We start from the raw sequence: 23,381 nt of genomic DNA on the forward strand, positions 1-23,381 counted from the left end.
GCTACGCCAAGCTGCAGCTGTCGGAGTTCATGCACGAGATCGCGCGCAACGTCGCCCCCCGGATGATCCGGGCCAACGTGGTGCACCCGACCAACTGCAACACGAACATGCTGAACAGCGCCCCGATGTACCGGGCGTTCCGGCCGGACCTGGAGAACCCGACCCGCGAGGACGCGCTGCTGGCCTTCCCGGCCCAGCAGCTCCTCCCGATCCCCTACGTCGAGCCGATCGACATCAGCAACGCGGTGCTCTTCCTCGCCTCGGACGAGTCCCGCTACGTGACCGGTCTCCAGCTCCGCGTGGACGCCGGGTCCTACCTGAAGTTCCACGACTTCCACGTCTGACCCGACGCGTCCGGCCGTGGTCACCCGACGGCCGCGACCGGACGACCGACCCCTCGGAGCACGCACCTCATGACCAGTGACGCGACACAGACCGCACGCCCCGGAGAGAGCGACGGCCCCGCCGACGAGCATCGTCGGATCGTCCTCGACCGGCACGGCCCCGAGTACCGGACCGAGTTCGTCGACTGGGCGCAGCGACTGCACGCCGGGCCGCGCATCGCGTGGAACGACACCCACGGCGGCTACTGGTTCGTCAACGGCAACCAGGAGCTGTTCGACGTCGCGCGCCGGTCCGACGTCCTGTCCAACGACGACGACCCCTTCGACGAGCGCGGCGGATACGTCGGCATCCAGATCCCCCCGCCGCCCCTGGAGTACCGGCGGATGGCCCGGGGGGAGCGCGGGCGTGTCGGCGGCGGCTTCCTGTCGATGGACCCGCCGGTCCAGCGGTACTACCGCAACGCCCTGAACCCCTACCTGTCCCCGGCGGCGGTGGCGCGCTGGCAGCCGGTGATCGAGGAACTCACGCGGGCCTCGCTGGACGAGGTGATCGAGAGCGGCCGCATCGACGTCGTCGACGACCTGGCGAACATCGTGCCGGCCGTCCTGACCATGGCGATGCTCGGGTTCCCGATGTCGGACTGGGAGACCTACTGCGAGCCCATCCACGCGCAGGTCTACACGCTGCCGGGGACCCCGGAGATGGACCGCGTCCTGCAGCAGCTGCGGGAGATGTCGGTGCGGTCGATGCAGTACATCGCGGAGATCCGGGCGACTCCGCGCCCCGGTCTGGTCGACGCGCTGATCCGGGCCGACCTCGGGGGCCCGGTGCCCAGCGACGTGGACGTGCTCGATGCCGTCGGGCTCCTGCTCGGCGGTGGCTTCGACACGACGACGGCCCTGACCGCGCACGCCCTGGAGTGGCTCTCGGAGCACCCGCCACAGCGAGCTCGGCTGATCGCCGAGTGGGACACGCTCCGGGACAGCGCGACGGAGGAGTTCCTGCGCTACTACACGCCTGCTCCCGGTGACGGCCGGACGGTCTCGGCGGACGTCGAGATCGGCGGCGTGCAGTTCCGGGAGGGCGACCGGCTGTGGCTCTCGTGGGCCATGGCGAACCGGGACGCGACGGTGTTCGAGGACCCGCACGAGATCCGGCTGGACCGGAAGGGCAACCGGCACGCCAGTTTCGGACTCGGCATCCACCGGTGCATCGGGTCCAACGTCGCGCGGGCGGTCTTCAAGACGATGCTCAGCGCGGTCCTCGAGCGGATGCCCGACTTCGTCTGCGACCCCGGCGGAGCCGTGCACTACGACACGGTCGGTGTCATCAACGGCATGAAGCACCTCCCCGCCTCGTTCACGCCGGGCAAGCGCCTCGGCCCGGGCCTCCGGGAGACCATCGAGCAGATGCAGCGGGTCGTCGACGAGCAGGAGCTCGCCGCTCCGGTCACCGCCCGCAGGGACGCGGCCCGGCTCGGCTGACGACGACGGCGCCGCGACCAGCGGTGTCCGCCCTCGGTGAACGCCGGAAGGGGGTGGCGGGGGCAGACGTTGCCAGCACAGCCGGGAAACACCGCCGGCCTGTGTGGAGGAACAAGCCATGAGCAGTACCGAACGTCTGCCACTGCTGCCGCTGGACGAGACCGTCGTCCTGCCCGGCATGGCAGTTCCCGTGGAACTCACCGACGCCGAGGCGCGGGTCGCGGTCGACGCCGCCACCGCCGAGCCCGGCCCGACCCGTGTCCTCCTCGCCCCCCGCCTCGACGGCCGCTACGCCGGCATCGGCACCGTCGCCGTCCTCGAGCAGGTCGGCCGCCTCCCCGGCGGCCAGCCGGGCGCCCTGGTGCGCGGCCTGACCCGCGCCCGCATCGGCGCCGGCACCACCGGCCCGGGCGGGGCGCTGTGGGTGGAGGTCACCCCCCTTCCCGACGAGAACTCCGGCGCGCGCGCCCAGGAGCTCGCCCGCGACTACAAGGGCCTGGTCGTCTCGCTGCTCCAGCAGCGCGGCGCCTGGCAGCTGATCGACGGCGTGCAGCGGCTGACCGACCCCTCCGCGGTCGCCGACACCGCCGGGTACGCCGCCTACCTCGACGCCGGCCAGAAGCTGACGCTGCTGGAGACCGCCGACGTCGTCCTCCGGCTGGAGCTGGCCGTCCGGTGGGCGCGCGAGCACCTCGAGGAGCTCGACGTCGCCGAGTCCATCCGCAAGGACGTGCAGGAGGGGATGGACCGCCAGCAGCGGGAGTTCCTGCTCCGCCAGCAGCTGGCCGCCGTCCGCAAGGAGCTCCGCGAGCTGCAGGGCGGGTCCGGGGAGGGCGGCGAGGAGCCGGCCGACCCGCGCGCCCGCGTGGACGCCGCCGACCTGCCCGAGCACGTCCGCGCGGCCGCGCTGCGCGAGGTCGACAAGCTCGAGCGGACCTCCGACCAGTCCCCGGAGGCCGGCTGGATCCAGACCTGGCTGGACACGGTGCTGGAGCTGCCGTGGACCGTCCGCACCGAGGACGTCTACGAGGTCCCCGCCGCGCGGGCGGTGCTGGACGCCGACCACGCCGGCCTGGACGAGGTGAAGGAGCGGATCACCGAGTACCTGGCGGTGCGCAAGCGCCGCGAGGAGCGCGGCCTGGGCGTCGTCGGCGGACGGCGCAGCGGTGCCGTGCTCGCCCTGGTCGGACCGCCCGGGGTGGGCAAGACGTCGCTCGGCGAGTCGGTGGCCCGCGCCATGGGCCGGAACTTCGTCCGCGTGGCACTCGGCGGCGTCCGCGACGAGGCGGAGATCCGCGGGCACCGGCGCACGTACGTCGGCGCGCTCCCCGGCCGCATCGTCCGGGCGATCCGGGAGGCCGGGTCGATGAACCCGGTGGTGCTCCTGGACGAGGTCGACAAGCTCGGCAGCGACTACCGCGGCGACCCCACGGCCGCGCTGCTGGAGGTCCTCGACCCGGCGCAGAACCACACCTTCCGCGATCACTACCTCGAGGTCGACCTGGACCTGTCCGACGTCGTCTTCCTCGCCACGGCGAACGTGCTGGAGGCCATCCCGGCGCCGGTCCTGGACCGCATGGAGGTCGTGCGGCTGGACGGCTACACCGAGGACGAGAAGGTCCTCATCGCCCGTGACCACCTGCTGCCCCGGCAGCTGGAGCGCGCCGGGCTGACTTCGGCCGAGGTCACGGTCGACGACGAGGTGCTGCGGACGCTCGCCGCCGATTTCACCCGCGAGGCCGGCGTCCGTGAGCTGGAGCGCCAGCTCGCCCGCCTGCTGCGCAAGGTGACCGCACGGCTGGCGGTCGCCGACGGCGGCCCGGTGCACGTGACGACGGGCTCGCTGCGGGACCTGATCGGCCGGCCGCGGTTCACCCCCGAGTCGGCCGAACGGACCGCGCTGCCCGGCGTCGCGACCGGACTGGCCGTGACCGGCGCCGGCGGCGACGTGCTGTTCGTCGAGGCGTCGCTGGCCGACCCCGAGACCGGTGGCACCGGACTGCGGCTCACCGGCCAGCTGGGCGAGGTCATGAAGGAGTCGGCGCAGATCGCGCTGTCCTTCCTGCGCTCGCACGGCGCCGAGCTGGAGCTGCCGGTGTCCGACCTGCGCGAGCGGGAGGTGCACGTGCACGTGCCCGCGGGCGCCGTCCCCAAGGACGGGCCGAGCGCCGGCGTCACGATGGTGACCGCGCTGGCGTCGGTGCTGTCCGGGCGGCCGGTGCGCAGCGACGTCGCCATGACCGGGGAGGTGTCCCTGACCGGGCGGGTGCTGCCGATCGGCGGCGTCAAGCAGAAGCTGCTCGCCGCCTCCCGGGCGGGGATCAGCGACGTCCTGCTGCCGGCCCGCAACGAGCCGGACCTGGACGACGTCCCCGCGGCGGTCCGCGACCTGCTGACCGTGCACCTGGTCAGCGACGTCCGGGAGGTCCTGGCGCTGGCCCTGGAGCCGGCGACGGCGATGACGCTGGCCGCCTGACCGGGCTCCGCACAGGACGGGCGGCCGCGCCCCGGGGGAACCCGGGCGCGGCCGCTCCCGTCATCCCGGCGTCCCTCCGGTCGGGGACGGCGCGTAGCCGCGGCGCGGCACGGCTCAGTGGCAGCGGCCGGGGGTCGGCGGGACGTCGAGGGCGGGGTTGCGGTCGAAGAAGCCCACCGGCCGGAGCCGGAAGGAGGCGACGTCCACGGGCATCACGGGCCAGTCCTCGGGCCGGGTGATGTGGTGGATGCCGAAGACGTGCCAGAGCACGATGTCGGTGTCGGCGATCGACCGGTCGGCCTTCGTCCAGCGGGGGAGGCCCTCGTCGGTGCGGCTCTGGTTGCAGAACTCGCCGGCCGGCCAGCGCTCGTCCTCGTCGAACGCGGTCACCCACAGCGCGTGGTCGATGACCTGCGCCCGCTGCCGGAACGAGGCAGCAGGGTCGGCGATGACGGGGAAGGCCGAGGGCGCCACCAGCTCGTAGCCGGGCGCCGTTCCCAGCCGGTTGCGGCGTCCGCGGTTGACGACCTTCCAGCTGCGCTGGGTCGACCAGTCCGGATCCTGCCGCGCCTCGGACTCCCGTTCCAGCACGCGGCTGCGCTGCACCAGGGCCAGGCCGTGCGGGTTGTCCGGGCTGACCGGCACCGCCTGGCTCTCCGAGACGACCACGCTGTTGTCCCGCCCGTCGACCTCCATGTCCAGCCGCGCGACGACGAAGTGCTGGTGGAACGGGGCGTAGGTTCGCTCGTCGACGACCGTGCCGTACGGCGGCGGGGCGTCGTCGAACGTGCTGGTCACCATGATCCCGGTGGCGCGGACCTCGCACTCGATGGTGCCGTCCTGGTAGAAGCGCCAGTAGGTCAGGTACTCGTAGTTGGCCACGGTGGCGTGGAAGGACACGACCATGCGCCGCGACCGGCGCACCTCCGCGCCGCCCGCTGCGTCGACGTGCTTCCACAGCACGCCGTCGTCCTCCTCGTGCAGGCAGATGGCGTTCCTGATCGTGTACGGCTCGCCGCGGCTGTCGTGCAGGACGGCGTCGACGTAGGTGATCTCCCCGAGGCAGTCGCAGCCGAGCTCCAGCGACGTCGTCATGAAGCCCAGACCCCACTCGCCGATGTCGAAGGCGGTCCGGCGGTAGTGGTCCGGGCTGGGGTCGCGGTAGGGGACGACCATCTCGGCGAACGACATCCGGTGGGCGACCGGACGGACCCGGCGTCCCCCGGGCCCGGCGTCGGTGTAGCCGACCCGGTGCAGGACGAGGCCCTCGCGGTGGTTGAAGCCCAGCCGCATCGTCCAGTTCTGCCAGCGCAGCTCGTTGCCGTCGAGCGTGAAGGACACGCCCTCGGGCTGGGTGATCTCCAGCGCCCGGATGTCGGTGCGCAGGCTGAGCCCGGGCACCAGCGCGGGCACGTACTCGCCCGAGACGGCGGCCTGCACCGGCGCAGGGGTGTCCTCGACGGCGAGCAGCTCCATCGTGTTGAGGTCGACGACGAAGTGCAGGCCCATCACGGGATGGGCGTACGGGTTGCCCCCGGGCACCGAGCGGCGCCACACGTCGGTCCAGCCGACGCGTCGCTCCTGCAGCCCGTCGGGGATCAGCGAGTCCCCGTAGGCCCAGGTGTCGATGAGCACGAGGTCGAGGTCGGTGATGTCCCGCCGCGCGAGCGCCGACACCACGTCGGGGTGCCGGATGAGCACCTCGTGCGCCTCGCGCCACTCGTCGAGGGTCATGTTCGCCTGCCGGCCGGGTACCGCTTCCCACGACAGGACGGCGTCCTCGGTCAGGGAGACGAGGGCCTTGTAGGGCGTCCCCTCGTCGCGGCTCCAGCAGGTCACCCGCGCCTCGCGGCGGATCGGGTCACCGGCGCGGAAGGCGCGGACGACGTCCTTGGCCGGCTCGCGCAGCTCGATGGAGGCGAAGCGCCACCGCTCGTCCACCCCGCGCTCACGCCGGAGCAGTGCGGCCGCGGCCCGGAACTCCTCGGCGGTCAGGGGGTCCAGCGGGTGCGCGGTCACGGGGACTCCTCCGGGTGGCGGTTGCCGGCGGGCTTCGCGAGTCGAGGTCCGGCCGCACGTGCTCCACCCGGGTGTAGTCCTCGAACCAGTGCATCACCAGGGGGCCGCGTCGGCGTCGGTGGGAACGGCGTGCACGGTCGCCCGTGACGGCTCACGCACCTCGTGCATCCGGAGGAGCGTCAGGGAGGCGAGGAGGACGCAGCTCGCTGTCAGGAGGAAGACCAGGGCGAAGGGTCCCTCGGTCGTCGCGTCGCCGGCGAGGGCGGTGAACAACCCGACGCCGATCACGCCACCGACCTGGAAGCCGGTCTGCTGCAGCGAGGTCGCCAGGCCGACGTCCCGCTCGTCGACGGCCGCGCCCTGCGCGGCGAGCAGGCCGGTGTTCAGCTGCCCGAAGGCGAGGCCGCTGAACGGGAGCATCACCGCGATGAGGACGACGGAGACGGTCAGCGCGCCCACGGCCATGGTCGCGAGGACGAGGGTCAGCACGGTGATGGCGCCCAGGATCATCCGGCGCAGCCCGAAGCGGCTGCTCGCGCGGTGGGCCGTGAAGGACCCCAGCGCGCTGCACGCCGCGCGCGGGACGCTGAGCAGGGAGGTCGCGGCGGCGGTCAGGCCGAGGACGCTCTGCATGAACAGTGGCGTGATGACGAAGTTGCCCATGTAGCCGGCGCCGAGCAGCAGGCTGCCCCCGGCGATCACGCGGACGTTGTGCGACGACAGCACGCGCACCGGCAGGAGCGGTGCGGCGGCCCGCCGCTCCGCGACGACGAGGGCCCAGGTGGCGAAGGGGACGATCGCCAGGCAGGCGATGGGCACGGGCGACCAGCCCCAGACCGCCAGCCGGTTGACGCCGAAGGTGAGGGCGAACGTCGCGACGGCCAGCAGGGCCGCGCCCGGCACGTCGAGGACGGCGCGCTTCCGGTCCGGAGGGTCGGCCGGGAGCACGGACAGCGCGAAGACGAGCGCGGCGAGGCACAGCCCGGCCTGGGCGTAGAAGATGACCCGCCAGCCGACCAGGTCGATCAGCGGCCCGCCGACGACCACGCCCACGACCGTCGCGGTCGAGGCGGTGGCGCCGACCCAGGAGGTCCCGCGCACCCGGTCGCCGGGCGGGAGGACGCGGAAGAGTAGGGCGATGGCCGCCGGGAACGTGGCCGCGGCTCCGACCTGGGTGATCGTGCGGGTGGCGATCAGGACGGGCGCACTCCAGGCCAGGGCGCTGCCCATCGCGAACACGAGGGCGACCGCGATACCGGTGACGTAGAGGCGTCGGTGGCCGAACAGGTCGCCCAGCCGGCCGAGGAGCGGCGTCGTGACCGCGGCCGCGAGCAGGGGCGCCGTCGTCACCCAGACGACGGTCGAGGGCAGGGAGTGCAGGTCCTCGGCGATCGGCTGCACCGCGATCGTGAGGATCGTCGCCGGGAACGTCGTCGTGAATAGGCCGATCAACAACGCGGCCGTGACCAGGCCAGTACGCCTGCGGACGTCGCCGGGCGCGGCGTCCGTCATGAGGGCTCCTCGCGTGGCGTGACGTCGGTGCGGCGTCGAGACCGGCCGATCATCGCAGCGCAGGCGGACTGCCGTATCCGAACCTCGGTGCCCCATATCGGAGGCGGCGCCGACGACGTCGCTCGCACGACCTCGACAGCCGCTCGATTGCCCTCGACCAGAGCGCGGACGGTCCACCGAGAGCGTCCAGATGTCGGATGGTCGGCTGGAGTTCCGCGCCCATCGGGGGCTCCGCTGCCAGATCGGCCGGTCAGGCCGGCCGCACCTCGACGACGGTGCGGCCGGCCTGGCCGGTCAGTCGACCGGCTCGCCGCAGATGGGCGAGGCCTCCTCCACGGGTACGAAGGCCCCGTTCTCGACCTTGACGTAGAAGAGGCAGAGCTCGTCGTAGTCAGTGGTCGTCTGCGGCACCGGGCCGGGATACAGGCCCTCGGCATCCCAGTCGTCGTCCTGCTGCAGCGTGGAGATGAGGCTGTCCGGCGAGGCGTCGCAGCCGTTCTCCTCCAGCCCGTGCAGGAAGAGGTCGGTCGTCACCCACGCCGTGGTCAGGGCGTAGCCGGGGATCCCGCCGTCGACGCCCGCGTACTCCTGCATCGCCGAGGCGAACCTCGTGGTGGCCTCGGACTCCAGTTCCACGGGGGCCACCGACAGCTGGAACGAGACGCCCTCGGCGCTGGCCGCCGACGGCGAGGTCAGGAGATCGCTGCTGTACCCCGTCGGGAGCACGGCGGTGTCGAGGTCGTAGCCGGCCTCGCGCAGCCCGTCGAGGATGGCGAAGGCCGTACTGGGGAGCATCGCCGTCTGGATGGAATCCGCCCCGGAGTCGATGATCTGCAGGACGATCGATCCGACGTCGGTACTGCCGATGGGCACGCTGTCGTTGACGTACACACGCTCGAGACCGGCGGCCTCGGCCGACTCCACCAGGGTCTCGATCGCCTGCTGAGCGCTGGGAACGGCGTAGGCGACGCCGGCGATCTTCGTCGCTCCCTGGAGGGCGAAGTACTCGCCGGCCGTCGTGAAGGCGGCCTCGTAGTCGGGCAGCCTGCTCGACAGGAACATGTTGTCGTCGGTGTTCGACCACTCCGTCGCGCCGTCGAAGCCGGCGCCGAAGACCGGGATGTCGCTGCCCTGGGTGGTCAGGAAGGGGGCGGCCCCGAAGAACGTGGAGCTCACCTCCAGCACGGCGTCCACCTCTTCCTGCTGCACCAGGCGTTGCGCGCCGCTCAGCGCCCCTTGCGGGCTGGAGGTGTCGTCCGCCGTGACGACCTCGAAGTCGAACTCGTCGGCGCACTCGCCCCCCTCGGCCTCGTACGCCTGGAGTCGAGCGTTGACGCCGTCCGCGGTGACCGCGTACTCGCTGCTCGCCGGGCCGCTGGTGCTGGTCAGCAGGCCGAGCCTCAGCGTGCTGCTCGCCCCGCCCGCACCGGCGTCGTCGCCTCCGCCGCCGCCGGCCTCGTCGTCGGATCCACAAGCCGACGCCACCAACGCCAACGCGAAGACGGCGCTCAGTGCTACCCCGTTGCTGCGTCCCATCCCTTGCTCCCACCTCAGCGCATCAGTATGAAGATAGCTAACTTAGCCTGAGGGGTTTGCCGCACTGCGCCGGTGGTCACCAGGGATCTCGCCATGACCGCCGGCGACGACCGCGCGCCCAGCGCCGGACGACGGTCCTGCGGCCGGCTCGTGCCGCCCGCCCCGCCGCCGAGCCCGGCGGACATCGTGAGGGAAGCGATACGCCCGGTCAGGCGTCTTCGCCGGCCGGCTTCTTCGCGCGGCTCGGCTGGACCCGCATCGGCTCTCCCGGCATCGCTTGTGGTGCTGTCACGATCCGTCCACGGCACCTGCCCAGCCGTTCCGCCAGGGGCGGATCACGCCTGCACCTCACCGAGTGGTGCCTGCGCCCGAGGGGAGCAGGTGCGCCTACGGAGGTTCCGTCGTCTCGGCCGCCGTGGCCGGCGTCCTACTGGCGCCCGGCGCCGTATCGGCGGGTCCGGGGGCACCGCGGGTGTCTGAACAAGCGATGTCGGCCTTGTTCGCGGGACGTGGATGCGGGCCGAGCTGGAGCTGTCAGCTCGACTGACGCCATGTCCGGCCGTCCCGGGCGATCAGCGCCTCAGCCTCGGGTGGGCCCCACGTTGCTGCCTGGTACAGCGGGATGGGGCGGGAATCGGCGGCCCAGTACTGCATGACCGGGTCGACGATGCGCCAGGACCGGCCCACCTCGTCGGCGCGGATGAAGAGGGTGGGGTCGCCGATCAGCGCATCCAGGATGACCCGCTCGTAGGCGTCGGGAGACTCCTCCTCGAAGCTCTGGTAGGAGAAGTCCATGGAGGCCTTCTGGACGCGGAAGGCGTGGCCGGGCACCTTCGCGCCGAAGCGCAGGCTCAGGCCCTCGTCGGGTTGCACCCGCACGATCAGTGCGTCCGGCTCGAGGTTCTCGGACGTGCCCGGGAACAGGGGCAGCTGCGGGGGACGGCGGAACTCCATCGCGACCTCGGTGACCCGCGTGGGCAGCCGCTTACCGGTGCGGACGTAGATGGGTACGCCGGTCCAGCGCCAGTTCTGGACCTCCAGTCGCATCGCCACGAAGGTCTCGGTCGCGCTCAACGGGTCGACGCCGGGCTCTTCCCGGTAGCCGGGCATGAGGTCCGTGCGGGTGCCGCCACGGGTGTACTGCCCGCGCACCGCGTTCGCCGCGATCTCCGCCTCGTCCTCCAAGGGGCGGATCGCGCGCAGCAGCTTCACCTTCTCGTCGCGGATCCCCTCCGCGTGGAAGGAGGTGGGGGGCTCCATGAGGAACAGCGACAGGACCTGCAGCACGTGGTTCTGGACGATGTCGCGCATCGCGCCGGTGGTCTCGTAGAAGCCGCCACGGTCACCGACGCCCAGCGTCTCGGCCACCGTGACCTGGACGTTGTCGACCCAGGTCCGGTTCCAGATGGGCTCGAAGATCGAGTTCGCGAACCGCAGTGCCAGCAGGTTCTGCACCGTCTCCTTGGCGAGATAGTGGTCGATGCGGAAGATCTGCTCCTCGGTGAACGCCGTGGTGAGGTCCGCGTACAGGTCCCTGGCGCTGGGCTCGTCCCAGCCGAACGGCTTCTCGATCACCGCGCGGACGAAGCTGTCGCCGTCCGGAACTGACAGCCCCGCCTTGCCCAGGTTCACCGCGATCGGCCCGAACAGGCGCGGAGGCGTGGAGAAGTAGTAGACCCGGTTGCCGGCGCAGCCGTGCCGGGCGTCGCACTCGGCCATCACCTCGGCCAGCCGCCGATAGGTGGCGGGGTCGTCGTAGCCGCCGTGCACGTAGCGCGCGGTCGCGGTGAGCGTGGTCCACCGGGGATCGTCCTCGGCCGACACACTGCGCCGACAGAGGTCTCCGAACTCGTCGTCGGTCATGGGGGTCCGGGCGACACCGATCAAGGTCACCTCGGAGGGGAGCGCCCCGTAGCCGGCGAGCCGCGCGAGTGCCGGCAGGAGCTTCCGCGCCGTGAGGTCGCCCGAGGCGCCGAAGATCACGAGCACGCACGGCGGAGAACGACGGTCCACATCCGCGGTCATGGTGTCGGAGCATGCCGCATCAGGCACCTCGGCGAGGGCGACGGCTCGTCGACTGGTTGGCGGGCGAACCAGCGCTGTGCGCCCGACCTCCACAGCGAGATTCAGTCGTCTTCCCCGGCCGGCTTCTTCGCGCGGCTGGGCTGGACCCGCATCGGCTCGCCCGGCATCTTCGGGTAGTCCGGGGGATAGGGGAGGTCGCCCAGCCCGGCGTCGACCGCCTGCCGGTCGGCGAGCTCCAGCAGCCCCTCGATGCCGAACGCGTGGTCGGCCAGGCCGGCGTGCTTGTCACCGACCGCGGCGAACCGCTCCGGCATGGTCAGCACGGTGAAGTCGTGCGGGTGCACGTCGGGCAGCTCGTCCCAGTCCAGCGGCGCCGACACCGGGGCGTGCGACTTGGCCCGGATGGAGTACGCCGAGGCGATCGTGCGGTCCCGGGCCATCTGGTTGTAGTCGATGAAGATCTTCTCGCCGCGCTCCTCCTTCCACCACGACATGGTCACGCGGTCGGGGAGGCGGCGCTCCAGCTCCCGGCCGAAGGCGATGACCGCCCGGCGGACGTCGGTGAAGGTCCACCGCGGCTGGATCGGCACGTAGATGTGCACCCCGCGGCCGCCCGAGGTCTTCGGCCAGCCCTGCATGCCGAACTCGGCGAGCAGTTCGCGCACGTGCGGGGCGACCCACACCGCGTCGGAGAAGTCGGTGCCCGGCTGCGGGTCCAGGTCGATGCGGATCTGGTTGGGCGACTCGACGTCGTCCTTGCCCACCGGCCAGGGGTGGAACGTCAGCGTGCCGAGGTTGGCGCACCAGGCGACCACGGCGACGGAGTCGGGCGCGATCTCGTCCGCCGTCCGCCCGCTGGGGAAGGTGATGTGCGCCGTCTGCACCCAGTCGGGGGCGTTCTTGGGCACCCGCTTCTGGTAGAACGCGTCGCCGGTGTTGTCCATCCGGGTCGACAGCCGCGCCCCCTCGAACACCCCGCCGGGCCACCGCTCCAGCGTCGTCGGCCGGTCCCGCAGCGCGAACAGGATGCCCTCGCCGACGGCGACGAAGTAGTTCACGACGTCGATCTTGCGGATGCCCAGCTCGCCGAAGTACGGCTTCTCCGGACTGGAGACCCGCACCTCGTGACCGTCCACCTGGAGGACGACGGCGTCCTTGCTCGCGGCCATCCACGCCCTTCCGTCGAGGTCAGCGCCCCGGCGTCAGGCCGGGCACACCAGCCCATCCTGCGGGACGACGAGGTCGATCAGGTACTGGTTGACGGCCGCTGTCACACAATCGGTCCTCGGGTAGGACGTGTGGCCCTGCCCCTGCCAGGTGACCAGGACGCCGCCGGTGAGGTCCTCGGCCATGTCGACGGCACCCGGCAGCGGGGTCACCGGGTCCCCGGCGTTGCCGACGACGACGATGGGCGCGCTGCCCTCGGCGTCCCGCTCCGGCAGCGGGGTGCGCGGGGCGTCCCACGCGGTGCAGGTGTAGAGCGAGGCCGCGGAGCCCGCGCCGAACAGGGGGTACTGGAACCCCCACTGCTGGGCCAGCGGCAGCACCTCGTCGGCGGAGAGGCCCTCGTCCTCGGGGGTGTCGGCGCAGTTGATCGCCAGGTTGGCGTCCAGCAGGTTGGTGTACGTGCCGTCGTCCAGCCGCTGCGAGTAGCTGTCGGCGAGGGAGAAGATGCCGGCGGCGTCGCCGTCGCGCGCGGCCCGCAGGGCCTGGGAGAGCTGCGGCCAGGAGGCCGGGTCGTACATCGCCGACAGGACGCCGGTCATGACCACGCCCGGCGTCGCCTGACGGGTCTCGCCGGCCTTGCTGCTGGCGATCGGGGTCTGGGCCGCCTGGTCGAGCAGCTCGTAGACGAACTGCCGGGGGTTGTCGCCGATCGGGCATCCGGAGATCAGGCTCGTGCAGTTGGCCGCGAAGGCGTCGAAGCCGGCCTCCAGACCGGCCGCGCTCGCCTCGGCGTCGGCCTGCGCGTCCTTGTCCGGGTCGACGGCGCCGTCCAGCACGAAGGCGCGCACCTTCTCGGGGAAGAGCTCCGCGTAGGTGGAGCCGAGCGTGGTGCCGTAGGAGTAGCCGAGGTAGGTCAGCTGCTCGTCGCCGAGCGCGGCCCGCAGCCGGTCCATGTCGCGCGCGGTGTCGACGGTGTTGAAGGTCCCCAGCGCCTCGCCGTACTCCTCGCCGCACGCGTCGGCGGTCTCGTCGGTGAGGGCCAGCACCGCGTCGACCTGCTCCGGGGTCACCGGTCGCGGCTCGGCGGCGGTCTGCTGGTCCTTGAGGGTGGCGGGGATGCAGTCGACCGGCGTCGTGAGGTTCACCCCGCGGGGGTCGAAGCCGACGATGTCGAACCGGCGCAGCACGTCCTCGGGCAGGGTCTGGGCCAGGTCGATCGCGGAGTAGGCACCGGACGCGCCCGGTCCGCCGGGGTTGATGACGAGCGAGCCGATCCGGTCCGTCTGGCCGGGGAAGCGGGCGCGCACGACGAACATCGGCAGCGTCTCGCTGTCGGCCTCCTCGTAGCTGATCGGCACGTCGAGGTAGCCGCACTCGAAGCTCAGCGACCGGGGGTTGCCGACGCCGAGCTCGAGGATGTCGTCGGTGCAGTCCTGCAGCTCGACCGGGTCGACGTCCTCGGCAGCCGTCGTCGGGGCCGCCGACGACGCAGCGGTCGAGTCGGGTTCGTCGGAGTCGCCGGAGGTACACCCACCGAGGAGCAGGAGCAGGCCGGACGCGGCGGCCAGCAGACCGCGGGAGGCACGCATGATCGTCCACAGTAGGAGCGCTTCCTGGCAGCCGCAGCGCGCCCCCGGGCTCAGTCGACGGTGACGTCGGTGAACGGCAGCAGGTGCTCGACCCGCGGGAAGACGACGAACAGCAGCAGCACGCTGACCGCCAGGACGAGCAGCAGAGCGAGGAACGCCTTGCTGCCGGTGCCTCCGGGCAGGCGTCGCCAAATCCACGAGTACACGCCGTCTACCTCAGCCTTCCTGCAGTGCGGGCGGGCCGTCGGGGGCGTCGGCCCGCATGATCGGGCCCCCCTCGAGGACGGCGTGGACGATCATCCGCTGCCGGGCGGAGTACTTCGGGTGACACGTCGTCAACGTCAGGTAGGCACCGCTCGGCGGGACGTCCGGCGCGGCCAGCGGGGTGGGGGAGATCACCGAGGTGTCGGTGGGCGGCACGATCTGCTGGCCGGGGATCGGGCCGGTGGCGAAGTCGCCCGTGGCCGGGTCGCCCAGGACGCGGTAGACGTACCAGGCGTCGGAGGTCTCCACGATGATCGGGTCGCCCGGGCGCAGCTCGCCCAGGTCGAGGAACGGCGACCCCCGGCCGACGCGGTGACCGGCCACGGCGAAGTTGCCCTGCTCGCCGGGGAGCGCGGTCCCGACGTAGTGGCCGGGGCCCTGCGCGAGCTCCTCCTGGTCGGTGCCCTCGACGATCGCGCGGCGCCAGTCGGCGCCGAGCCCGGGGATGTGCAGGAACGCGAACGGCTCACCGACCTCCGGCGTGATCGGCGCCGGGGTGGGGCCCGAGGCGGCTCCCGCCCACTCGTCGTCCAGCTGGTCGCTGAGCTCGTCCTGCGCCTGCCCGGCCAGGATGTCGGTGACGTACAGCTCGTAGACGACGAACAGCAGCATCACGAAGCCGGCGGTCAGCAGCAGCTGGCCCACACCGCGCAGTCCGGTGCGGACCAGGTCCCCCCCGCGGCTCACCCGGCGAGCACCTCGGCCAGGTCGTAGCGGACCGGGACGTCGAGCTGGTCATAGGTGCAGCTGCGCGGCTCCCGGTCCGGGCGCCAGCGGAGGAAGTGGCCGGTGTGCCGCAGCCGCCGTCCCTCCAGCTGGTCGTACTTGATCTCGACGACCAGCTCGGGCCGCAGCGGCACCCAGGAGAGGTCCTTGCCGGCGTTCCAGCGGCTCTGCGCGCCGGGCATGCGGTGCTCGCCCTCGGTGTCGGTCTGCGCGTTGGCCCAGTCCTGCCACGGGTGGCCGTCGAGCGCGCCGGCGCGGTAGGGCGCCAGCTCCTCGACCAGCTCGGCCCGCCGGGTCATGGGGAAGGAGGCCGCGACGCCGATGTGCTGCAGGTCCCCGTCGCCGTTGTAGAGGCCGAGCAGCAGCGAGCCGACGATCGGGCCGCTCTTGTGCCAGCGGAACCCGGCGACCACGCAGTCGGCGGTGCGCACGTGCTTGACCTTGGTCATCAGCCGTTGGTCGGGGCCGTAGGGCAGGTCGGCGGCCTTGGCCACGACACCGTCGAGCCCCGCGCCCTCGAACTGCTCGAACCAGCGCTGCGCGGTCTCGGGGTCCTGGGTGATCGCCGTGGTGTGCACCTGGTCGGTGGCCCGGACCACCTCCGTCAGCCGGGCGCGGCGCTCGGCGAAGGGGCGTTCCATCAGCGACTCGTCGCCCAGGGCGAGGAGGTCGAAGGCGACGAACGTGGCCGGCGTCTGCTCGGCCAGCAGGGTGACCCGGCTGGCCGCGGGGTGGATCCGCTGCAGCAGGGCCTCGAAGTGCAGCCGGTCCCCGGCCGGGACGACGATCTCGCCGTCGACCACGCAGCGTTCCGGCAGCGCGGCCTTCACCGCCTCGACGACCTCGGGGAAGTAGCGGGTCAGCGGCCGCTCGTTGCGGCTGCCGAGCTCCACCTCGTCACCGTCGCGGAAGACGATGCAGCGGAAGCCGTCCCACTTGGGCTCGTAGAAGAGCCCGTCAGCGGTGGGGAGCTTCGTGGCCGCCTTCGCCAGCATCGGCTTGACCGGCGGCAGCACGGGCAGGTCCATGTCGGTCAGTCAAGCAGCCGGACCTGACGGGAGGGCACCGGGACGGGTGGGCGCGTCGCGCGCACCAGCAGGGTCCCCGGCTCGTCCAGGACGGGCGCCATCACCACGGTCCGCGCGCTGTCCGCGTCGACGCCGTCCGGGTCCGCGTCGACGCCGTCGGGCAGGGGCGCCGCGGTCGGGGCGTCGTCCTCCGGGCGTCCGCCGGGGGACACCGCGAGCAGCCCGCACACGAGGACGACGAGCACGCCGACCCCCTTGGTCGAGTGCAGCAGCGCGACGAGCCGGCCGACCTGCGGGACGTCGAACACGAGCTCCCCCCGCACGGCGGATGCCGGGACGGGCAGCCGGTCGGGGTCCTCGTTCGCGTCGCCCTTCGTCGTGAAGGCCGGCTCGCCCGCGGAGACGTCGACCGCCACGACCCGGTGGGTGACGAGCGCGGCCTGGTTCGACGGGTGCGCGAAGGTGATGACGTCCCCGACCTCGACGGTCGCCGGGTCGACGGGGCGGGTGAAGACCATGCCGCCCACCGGCAGGCCCGGGGTCATGCTGCCGGACAGGACGGCCAGGGCCTGCCCGCCGGTGACCGTGGGGTAGAGGGCGACGCCCAGCGCGGTCGCCGTCCCGGTCAGGAGGACCAGGCCGATGGCCCACGCCGCGATCCGCCGGGCGAGGTGCAGCCCGGCGCCGCCGGTCGTGGGAGCAGCGGGGGAGGGCACGCTCCGAGTCTCACGGGCGGGCGGGCGCGCGACATCATCGATTCTGACGATGTGGCCGGCCCCGGCCGTCGCCAGGCTCGTGCGGTGCGCCGTCCCCTGTACACCGCTGCCGTCGTCCTCGCGGCGACCGCCGGCGTCCTCGCCGCGTCCGGTCCGGCCGCCGCCGAGGGCGGGCTGGTCCCCGGCACGACCCGGTTCGTGCCGGTCGGCCTCGACACGGGCGGCTGGGGAGGCGAGACCCCGGACCGACTCGAGGTCGCCGTCTCCGCTCTCCGCCAGGCGGAGAACACCTGCCTCGAGCCCGAGCGCGACGCCGCCGACGGCTGCGGTCTCCCGGGCGCCGACCTGGCGGCCGACCCCGGTGAGCTGGCCGAGCAGCTGGCCGGCTCGGTCGCCGCGGGCACCCGCGGCCGCGACGGCGCCTGCGACCCCCTGGGCGACGCCGAGGACCTGCGGCTCGTGGCGCCGGACGCCGACGCGTCGGGCGATCCGGTGCTGCGGTTCGTCGCCCTCTCCGTCGGCGACCCCGGTCGGTGGGACGACGTCGACTGCCTCAGCCTGGCGCTGACCTTCACCGACAGCGCGGACAACAACCTCGCCCAGTCCGACGCCGTGGACTTCGCCCTCGAGGTCTACGCCCTGTCGTCCGTGCCCGACGTCGTCCCGGCTCCTCCGGGAGGGGGCGGCACCCCGGGGACCGGCAGCGGCGGTACGGGGACCGGCGGCACCCGCGGGGCGGGCACCGACGTCGTCGGCGGCCCGTCCGCGGCCGGCCTCGGCGGGAGCACCGGTCTCCAGGGGGGCAACAGCAACGGCAACGGCAACGGCACCGGCCCCGTCGGCCTCGGTGCCCCGGCCGGCGACGGCGGAGCGGCGCAGGGCGCCCCGCCCGGCGGGACCGGGACGGTGATCGGCCGGACGACGACCTCGGTCAGCGTCGACGGGGACGGCGTGACCGCCGAGACCGTCACCCAGACCCAGACCCGGGCGGCGGGGCAGTCGCTGGCCTCGGCCGTGATGTGGGCCGGCGGGGTCTTCGCCGCCGTCCTGGCCCTCGGCTGGTTCCTGTTCCTCGTGGTGCGCCGGCGGCGCCGGTCGGAGAGTGCGGCATGAGACGACAGACGCGACTGGCCCTCGGAGGCGTCCTCACCGGGACGGTGCTCCTCGGCGCCGGCACCACGCTGGCCACCTTCACCGACCAGGCCGAGGTGGGCGCGACCGCCGGTGCGGCCTCGCTGACCCTGCAGGTGACGCCGTCGACCTCCGGCGGGCCCCTGCAGGTCCGTGCCCAGGACGCCGGCGGCGCCGCGCTGCAGGTGACCGCGACCGGCGAGGTGGCCGGGCACCTGCGGCTCTCGCTGCCCGGGACGGCCTGCGCGGACCTGCCGGACGTCGTCCTGACGGTGACCGGCCTGCCCGCCGCTGCGGGCACGCCCGCTCCGACGCTCTGCGAGCTCACCAGGGGGCCCGTGGACCTCGGGCTGCTCGCACCGGCGGCGAGCGGGACGCCCCTGACGCTGCGGGTCTCCCGCGGTCCCACCGCCGCGCAGTCGCGGGCCGCCCTCGGCTGGATGGGCGACCTGACCTTCGAGCTCGTCCAGGACCCCGTGCGGACCGGTGGTCTCAGCGACGCGCAGACCGTCCGGGTCCACCTCGTCGTCCCGGGCGGGGGCAACGGCCGCTGACCTCAGCGGGCGGGTCCGGGCCCGTCCCGTAACCAGCCGGCCTGCCGGGCGAGCGCCACGGCGTGCAGCTGCGACGACACCTGGAGCTTGCTGAGCACGGCCCGGATCTGCGTCCGGACGGTCGCCTCGCTGACGTAGCAGGACGCCGCGATCGCGGCGGCGGGCATCCCGGCGGCCATGTGACGCAGGACCTCGTCCTCGCGCGGGCTCAGGGACCGGAACGGCGCCAGCCGGGCGGACTCGTCGCTGCGGGCCCGCCGGGCTGCCGCGAGCAGGTCCTGCCGGCGGGAGTCGGGGAGGACGGGCTCTCCGGCGCGGACCGCGAGGACCAGCGCCACCAGGTCCTCGAGCGCGGTCTCCTTGGCGACGACGGTGAGCGCGCCGCGCTCGACGGCGGTGCCCCAGACGGCGTCCCCGACCTCGCCGGTGACGACGACGACGCGGCACCCGGCCCCGGTGAGCGGGCCGACCAGGTCGAGCCCGTCGATCGGCTCGCCGTCCTCCCCGGAGCCCAGACGCAGGTCGAGCAGCACCGTCGCCGGAGCGGCGGCCGAGCACGCGCCGACGATCGCCGCGGCCGAGGTCGGGGCGATCCGGCGGGCCGGGATCCCGGTGGCGGCCAGCCCGAGCTGCAAGGCCTGGGCGAAGAGCGCGTGGTCGTCGACGAGGAGCACGTCCTCGCCGCTCACCGGGCGCCCACCGGCGGGGTGGGGGTGCGGGGCCCGAAGGCGACGTGGTCCGGGATCGGGAAGCGCGGGCGGGGGAGCGGAGGCGGCTCGACGGGGGCCGGAGCCAGGGGGAGCGTGAGGACGAAGCGGCAGCCGACGGAGGCGTCGGCGGCGACGAGGTCGCCGCCGTGCCGCCGGGCCAGGTCGCGGGAGATGGCGAGGCCGAGGCCCTCACCGGGACTCGCGGTGCCCCGCTCGCCGGCCTCGAAGGCGGCGGCCCGCCGGGTCGCCGGCAGCCCGGGGCCGTCGTCGGCGACGGTGACCGTCAGGACGTCCCCGACCTCGACGGTCACAGAGCAGACCGCGCCGGGCGCGTGGACCAGGGCGTTGCCGAGCAGGTTGCCGACGATGACGGCGAGGGCGTCGGCGTCCACGGCCACCGGTGCGGCACCGCCCGGCAGCCAGCGCAGCCGCAGTCCGCGCTCGCGGTGACTCACGACGAGCGGGCGCAGCAACCGGTCGAGGTCCGTCCTGCTCACCTGAGGCGCCCGGTCGGGCAGCCGCAGCAGGCGGTCCATGCGCGCGAGCTCGGCGGCGATGGACTCCTCGAGGTCGGCCCGCACCGCGGCCTGCGCGGGGCCGGCGGAGCGCCGGACGGCAGAGGTGGCGGCCCGCACGCCGGCGACGGCCGCCCGGGCGTCGTGCAGGCAGGCGCGGGCCTGCTGCAGCTGCCGCTCGTGGCCGGCGAGCTGCTCCAGCAGGCCGGCGACGTAGCGCTCCTGACCAGCGAGGGCGTCGGTGAGGCGGCGGGTGGCGGCGAGCGAGGCCCCGGAGGCGGCGGCGACCGTCGCGAGATCGCCGGCGAGGCCGGTGAGGGAGGCCGCCTCGGGCAGCAGCACGGGGACGGCGGTCAGTGCGGCGACCGCCGAGAGGGTCAGGGTGATGGCGGCCAGCGCCTGCGCGGAGCGGCGGTGCCCGGTGCTCAGCTGGTCGCTGCGCCAGGCGGCGACGGCGGTGGCCCCCCACAGCGCGGCGACCGCCAGGGCGGCGCCGGCCGCCGCCGGACGGGCCGCCGCCGGGATCGCCGTCCCCAGGCCGAGGGCGACGGCGCCCCCGAGGGCCAGGACGACCAGCCCCGCGGTGACGGGCCGCCGGCGCGCGCCGGCGTCGGGGAAGGCCCGCAGGACCGTCGCGGCCGCCAGGGACACGACGACCATCTCGACGGCAGGGGACAGTGCCGTGTCCGCACCGCCGACCAGCGCCTCGGTGACCGCGCCGGTGGGCCGGCTGAGCCCAACGAGGACCAGCCCGGCGCCGACCGACCGGGTCGTGTCGTTGCCGGTCACCCGCCAGCGCAGCAGGTGGCCGCACCCGGCTCCCAGGAATCCCACGGTGGCTGCGACGACGAGGACCTCGTGCCGGGCCTCGAGATCGACGAGAGCGAGGACGGCGAGGGCGGCGGCGACCGCCGTCGCGAGGGCAACGGCGCGGCCGGGCCCGAGTCGCCGGATGGTGCGGCGCAGCGTCGTCGCCGTCGCGTTCGTGCTGGTCATGGACGAGACCCCCCGTGGTCGGGCGCCAGCAGACCACGCCGTAGTGACTCCAATGCTGGAGTCGTCTCCGGGGGAGTGGTGCGTGCGATGAGCGAGGCCGGTGGGGCGAACGGGGACCAGTGGGACCGCGATCGCCAGATCTGACGATGCCCGGCGGGACCCCCCGCCGCGAGGGTCGATCTCGACTGCCGAGGCGCCGTGCCCGGTGAGAGTGCCGTCGTCCGACGGGGACATCGTCAGGAGATCCACCGTGAAGAAGATCGCCATCGCCTCCGCAGCCATGGGCGGCGCCGCCCTCATCGCCTTCGGTGCCAGCGGCACCTTCGCCGAGTTCACCGACGAGGCGGTCTCGTCGAGCTCGGCCGGGGCCGGCACGCTCGTCGTCACCACCACCGAGGACGCCGACACCCTCGTCCAGTCCATCCAGCTCGCGCCGGGCGAGAAGCAGCGGCTCGCCTTCCCCGTGCAGAACGGCGGCACCGTGGACGGCCTGCTGACGGCGACCGGCACGGTCACCGAGGCCGAGGAGATGTGCGAGTCCTCGGACGAGCTCGTCGACGGGACCTGCCCCGACGGCCCCGGCCAGTTCGCCGCCACCGCCGACGTCGACGTCTACCTGATCGACGGGGTGGCGGCGGAGGACTGCGGCGACGACACGGACGTCACGGGCCAGGCCAACCGGACCGCCGGCCTGAAGATGACGGCGCTCAACAGCAGCATCCCCGAGCACCCGCTCGCCGCCGGCGACTCGACCTGCATCATCGTCGACGTCAGCCTGGCGCCCGAGGTCGGCAACGCCGTCCAGGGCGACTCGGCCGCCCTCAGCGTCAACCTGACGCTCGAGCAGGACACCCGCGCCGCCGTCTGATCCACCACCTCCGCCGAGGGCGGTCCGGGACCTCCCCGGGCCGCCCTCGCGGCGTTCCCGGACGTGTCCGTCATCCGATCGGCGGTCCAGGTGGTCGGCGGCCGGGCGGTCGGCGACCATGGCGAGTCGGGGCCGCATGGCCCGGGGGCGAGCAGGGGAGCGGTGCGTGCAGCCGGGTGTGACCACGATCGCCGACCGCTACGAGCTGCGGACGCTGCTGGCGACCGGCGGGATGGGTCAGGTCTGGCGCGGGCACGACACGCTCCTCGGCCGGGACGTCGCCGTGAAGGTGCTGCGCAGCGAGTACACCGGCGACCCGTCGTTCCTCGCCCGCTTCCGCGCCGAGGCCCGGCACACCGCGGTGCTCGGCCACCCGAACATCGCCACGCTGTACGACTACGGCGAGGTGCCCGCCGGGCCGGGGTCGACCGAGCACCTGGCCTACCTGGTCATGGAGCTGGTCGACGGCGAGGCGCTGTCGCAGCTGCTCGCCCGCGGCGGCCCGCTCGACGCCGCCCGCACCGCCGACGTGCTGCGGCAGACGGCGGCCGGCCTGGGCGCCGCCCACGCCGTCGGGGTCGTGCACCGGGACGTGAAGCCGGGCAACGTCCTGGTCCGGCGGGACGGCACCTCCAAGCTCACCGACTTCGGCATCGCGTCGTCGGCCGCCAGCGTGCCGCTCACCGGCACGGGACAGATCATCGGCACCGCCTACTACCTCTCACCCGAACAGGCGCAGGGGGCCGCCGCCACACCGGCCAGCGACGTCTACGCCCTGGGCCTCGTGGGCTACGAGATGCTCGCCGGCCGCCGCGCCTTCGACGGTGAGAACTCGGTGCAGGTGGCGCTGCGGCACATCACCGACGTCCCGCCGCCGCTGCCCGCCACCGTGCCCGCGGGGCTGCGGGACCTGATCGACCGGGCACTGGTCAAGGACCCCGCCCGGCGCATCCCGGACGGGAACGCCTTCCGCGACGCGGTGGACGACGTCCTGGCCGGCCGCGCGCCCGGGACGGTCGCCCCGGCCGCGACCCGGGTGTTCCCGGCGCACGGCCCCGGCCCCTCACCCGCCACGGCACGCGCCCCTCGGCCGCAGCCGCACCGTCGCTCCCGCCGGCGGGGCCTGGTCGCGGCGCTCGCGGCCCTCGCCGTGCTGGCGGTGCTCGCCGTCGTGCTCGTGCTCTCCCTCGCCGGCGACGACGACCCGGGCTCCGGCGCTGCCGCGCCCACCACGAGCGCCCCGACGACCAGCAGCCCCGCCGCCACCGCCGCGCCCGAGCCCGAGGTCGTCGAGATCGACGCCGCCGACTACGTCGGCCGGCCGGTCGGGGAGGTGCAGGCGGAGCTCACCCGGTTGGGTCTCACGGTGCAGCTGCGCCCGGTGACCACGGCCGATGCCCCGGACGGCGAGGTCCTGGCGGTGTCCCCGGACGGCGAGCTGGCGATCGGCCGGGCGGTCACGCTGACCCACGCCGCCGCCCCGCCACCGACCTCGGCGCCCGCGCCGTCGTCCGCGCCCGCCCCCGCACCCAGCGAGGACGACGGCGGGAGCAGCGACGACGGGGGCAACAGCGGCAACGGGAACGGCAACGGCAACGGGAACGGCGGCAACAATGGCAACGGCAACCGGAACGGGAACGACGACGTGCGGATCGTCCCGGGGGCGAACGGGAACGGCCGGGGGAACGGGCGGGGCTGACCCGACCGCGAGGTGAGGTGC

General features: G+C 73.8%; 19 protein-coding genes. 7 read left to right on the top strand and 12 right to left on the bottom strand.

Translation table 11 applies throughout. The features are described from left to right. From N555_RS0112200 to lon, 3 genes are all read left to right on the top strand, one after another. Window positions 1-344 (top strand): SDR family oxidoreductase (locus tag N555_RS0112200; protein WP_029431772.1); only part of this gene is annotated, 344 nt, incomplete at its 5' end. Between the two features lie 69 nt (window positions 345-413). Continuing rightward, window positions 414-1,829 (top strand): cytochrome P450, encoded by a 1,416-nt coding sequence (locus tag N555_RS0112205; protein ID WP_029431773.1) that lies wholly within the window; start codon window positions 414-416, stop codon window positions 1,827-1,829. A 118-nt stretch (window positions 1,830-1,947) separates the two neighbouring features. Beyond that, window positions 1,948-4,305 carry an endopeptidase La gene (gene lon / locus N555_RS0112210; protein ID WP_029431774.1) on the top strand — a complete coding sequence of 786 codons (2,358 nt, stop codon included), beginning with the start codon at window positions 1,948-1,950 and terminating at the stop codon, window positions 4,303-4,305. Between the two features lie 114 nt (window positions 4,306-4,419). On the opposite strand, the gene N555_RS0112215 is transcribed toward lon, so the two are convergent. The 10 genes from N555_RS0112215 to N555_RS26855 all read right to left on the bottom strand — a co-directional run bounded on the left by N555_RS0112215 (window position 4,420) and on the right by N555_RS26855 (window position 16,887). Next, a complete protein-coding gene (locus N555_RS0112215; protein ID WP_029431775.1) occupies window positions 4,420-6,324 on the bottom strand; it encodes a primary-amine oxidase in 1,905 nt (634 codons plus the stop codon). Between the two features lie 93 nt (window positions 6,325-6,417). After that, window positions 6,418-7,836, bottom strand: coding sequence for an MFS transporter (locus N555_RS0112220; protein WP_051684018.1), 1,419 nt, complete (start codon window positions 7,834-7,836; stop codon window positions 6,418-6,420). A 294-nt stretch (window positions 7,837-8,130) separates the two neighbouring features. Beyond that, window positions 8,131-9,372, bottom strand: coding sequence for an ABC transporter substrate-binding protein (locus N555_RS0112225; RefSeq protein ID WP_051684019.1), 1,242 nt, complete (start codon window positions 9,370-9,372; stop codon window positions 8,131-8,133). Between the two features lie 534 nt (window positions 9,373-9,906). Further along, window positions 9,907-11,397 carry a glucose-6-phosphate dehydrogenase gene (zwf, locus tag N555_RS0112230; protein ID WP_029431778.1) on the bottom strand — a complete coding sequence of 497 codons (1,491 nt, stop codon included), beginning with the start codon at window positions 11,395-11,397 and terminating at the stop codon, window positions 9,907-9,909. Window positions 11,398-11,498: 101 nt separating this feature from the next. Next, complete coding sequence (locus N555_RS0112235; protein WP_029431779.1) at window positions 11,499-12,566, bottom strand: DNA polymerase domain-containing protein; 1,068 nt, start codon at window positions 12,564-12,566, stop codon at window positions 11,499-11,501. A gap of 33 nt (window positions 12,567-12,599) precedes the next feature. Further along, window positions 12,600-14,153, bottom strand: coding sequence for an alpha/beta hydrolase (locus N555_RS0112240; protein ID WP_029431780.1), 1,554 nt, complete (start codon window positions 14,151-14,153; stop codon window positions 12,600-12,602). 50 nt (window positions 14,154-14,203) lie between these two features. Next, window positions 14,204-14,359: a hypothetical protein gene (locus tag N555_RS28330; RefSeq protein ID WP_197028991.1), complete on the bottom strand. Its 156-nt coding sequence runs from the start codon at window positions 14,357-14,359 to the stop codon at window positions 14,204-14,206. Between the two features lie 10 nt (window positions 14,360-14,369). Continuing rightward, entirely contained in the window at window positions 14,370-15,104 is a 735-nt protein-coding gene (locus N555_RS0112250; RefSeq protein WP_231502720.1) for a class E sortase, read from the bottom strand. Continuing rightward, window positions 15,101-16,171, bottom strand: coding sequence for an ATP-dependent DNA ligase (locus tag N555_RS0112255; protein ID WP_029431782.1), 1,071 nt, complete (start codon window positions 16,169-16,171; stop codon window positions 15,101-15,103). Before N555_RS0112255 ends, N555_RS0112250 begins: the two co-directional genes overlap by 4 nt. Before the next feature lie 5 nt (window positions 16,172-16,176). Beyond that, complete coding sequence (locus N555_RS26855; RefSeq protein ID WP_051684020.1) at window positions 16,177-16,887, bottom strand: signal peptidase I; 711 nt, start codon at window positions 16,885-16,887, stop codon at window positions 16,177-16,179. A gap of 84 nt (window positions 16,888-16,971) precedes the next feature. Here N555_RS26855 and N555_RS28335 point away from each other — a divergent pair, with 84 nt between their 5' ends. Together N555_RS28335 and N555_RS0112270 are read left to right on the top strand one after the other, a co-directional pair. After that, window positions 16,972-18,000 carry a hypothetical protein gene (locus N555_RS28335; RefSeq protein ID WP_029431784.1) on the top strand — a complete coding sequence of 343 codons (1,029 nt, stop codon included), beginning with the start codon at window positions 16,972-16,974 and terminating at the stop codon, window positions 17,998-18,000. Beyond that, complete coding sequence (locus N555_RS0112270) at window positions 17,997-18,572, top strand: hypothetical protein (RefSeq protein WP_156036340.1); 576 nt, start codon at window positions 17,997-17,999, stop codon at window positions 18,570-18,572. Before N555_RS28335 ends, N555_RS0112270 begins: the two co-directional genes overlap by 4 nt. 2 nt (window positions 18,573-18,574) lie before the next feature. On the opposite strand, the gene N555_RS0112275 is transcribed toward N555_RS0112270, so the two are convergent. Both N555_RS0112275 and N555_RS0112280 read right to left on the bottom strand, forming a co-directional pair. Continuing rightward, a complete protein-coding gene (locus N555_RS0112275) occupies window positions 18,575-19,261 on the bottom strand; it encodes a response regulator transcription factor (RefSeq protein ID WP_029431786.1) in 687 nt (228 codons plus the stop codon). Next, window positions 19,258-20,793, bottom strand: coding sequence for a sensor histidine kinase (locus tag N555_RS0112280; protein WP_029431787.1), 1,536 nt, complete (start codon window positions 20,791-20,793; stop codon window positions 19,258-19,260). Before N555_RS0112280 ends, N555_RS0112275 begins: the two co-directional genes overlap by 4 nt. A 250-nt stretch (window positions 20,794-21,043) precedes the next feature. On the opposite strand from N555_RS0112280, the gene N555_RS0112285 reads away from it, so the two are divergent. Both N555_RS0112285 and N555_RS0112290 read left to right on the top strand, forming a co-directional pair. Further along, a complete protein-coding gene (locus N555_RS0112285) occupies window positions 21,044-21,661 on the top strand; it encodes a TasA family protein (RefSeq protein ID WP_029431788.1) in 618 nt (205 codons plus the stop codon). A 166-nt stretch (window positions 21,662-21,827) separates the two neighbouring features. Then, window positions 21,828-23,360: a serine/threonine-protein kinase gene (locus tag N555_RS0112290; protein ID WP_231502721.1), complete on the top strand. Its 1,533-nt coding sequence runs from the start codon at window positions 21,828-21,830 to the stop codon at window positions 23,358-23,360. Window positions 23,361-23,381: the final 21 nt, after the last annotated feature.

It is taken from the genome of Blastococcus sp. URHD0036 (genome assembly GCF_000701365.1).
Classification (GTDB): Bacteria; Actinomycetota; Actinomycetes; order Mycobacteriales; family Geodermatophilaceae; genus Trujillonella.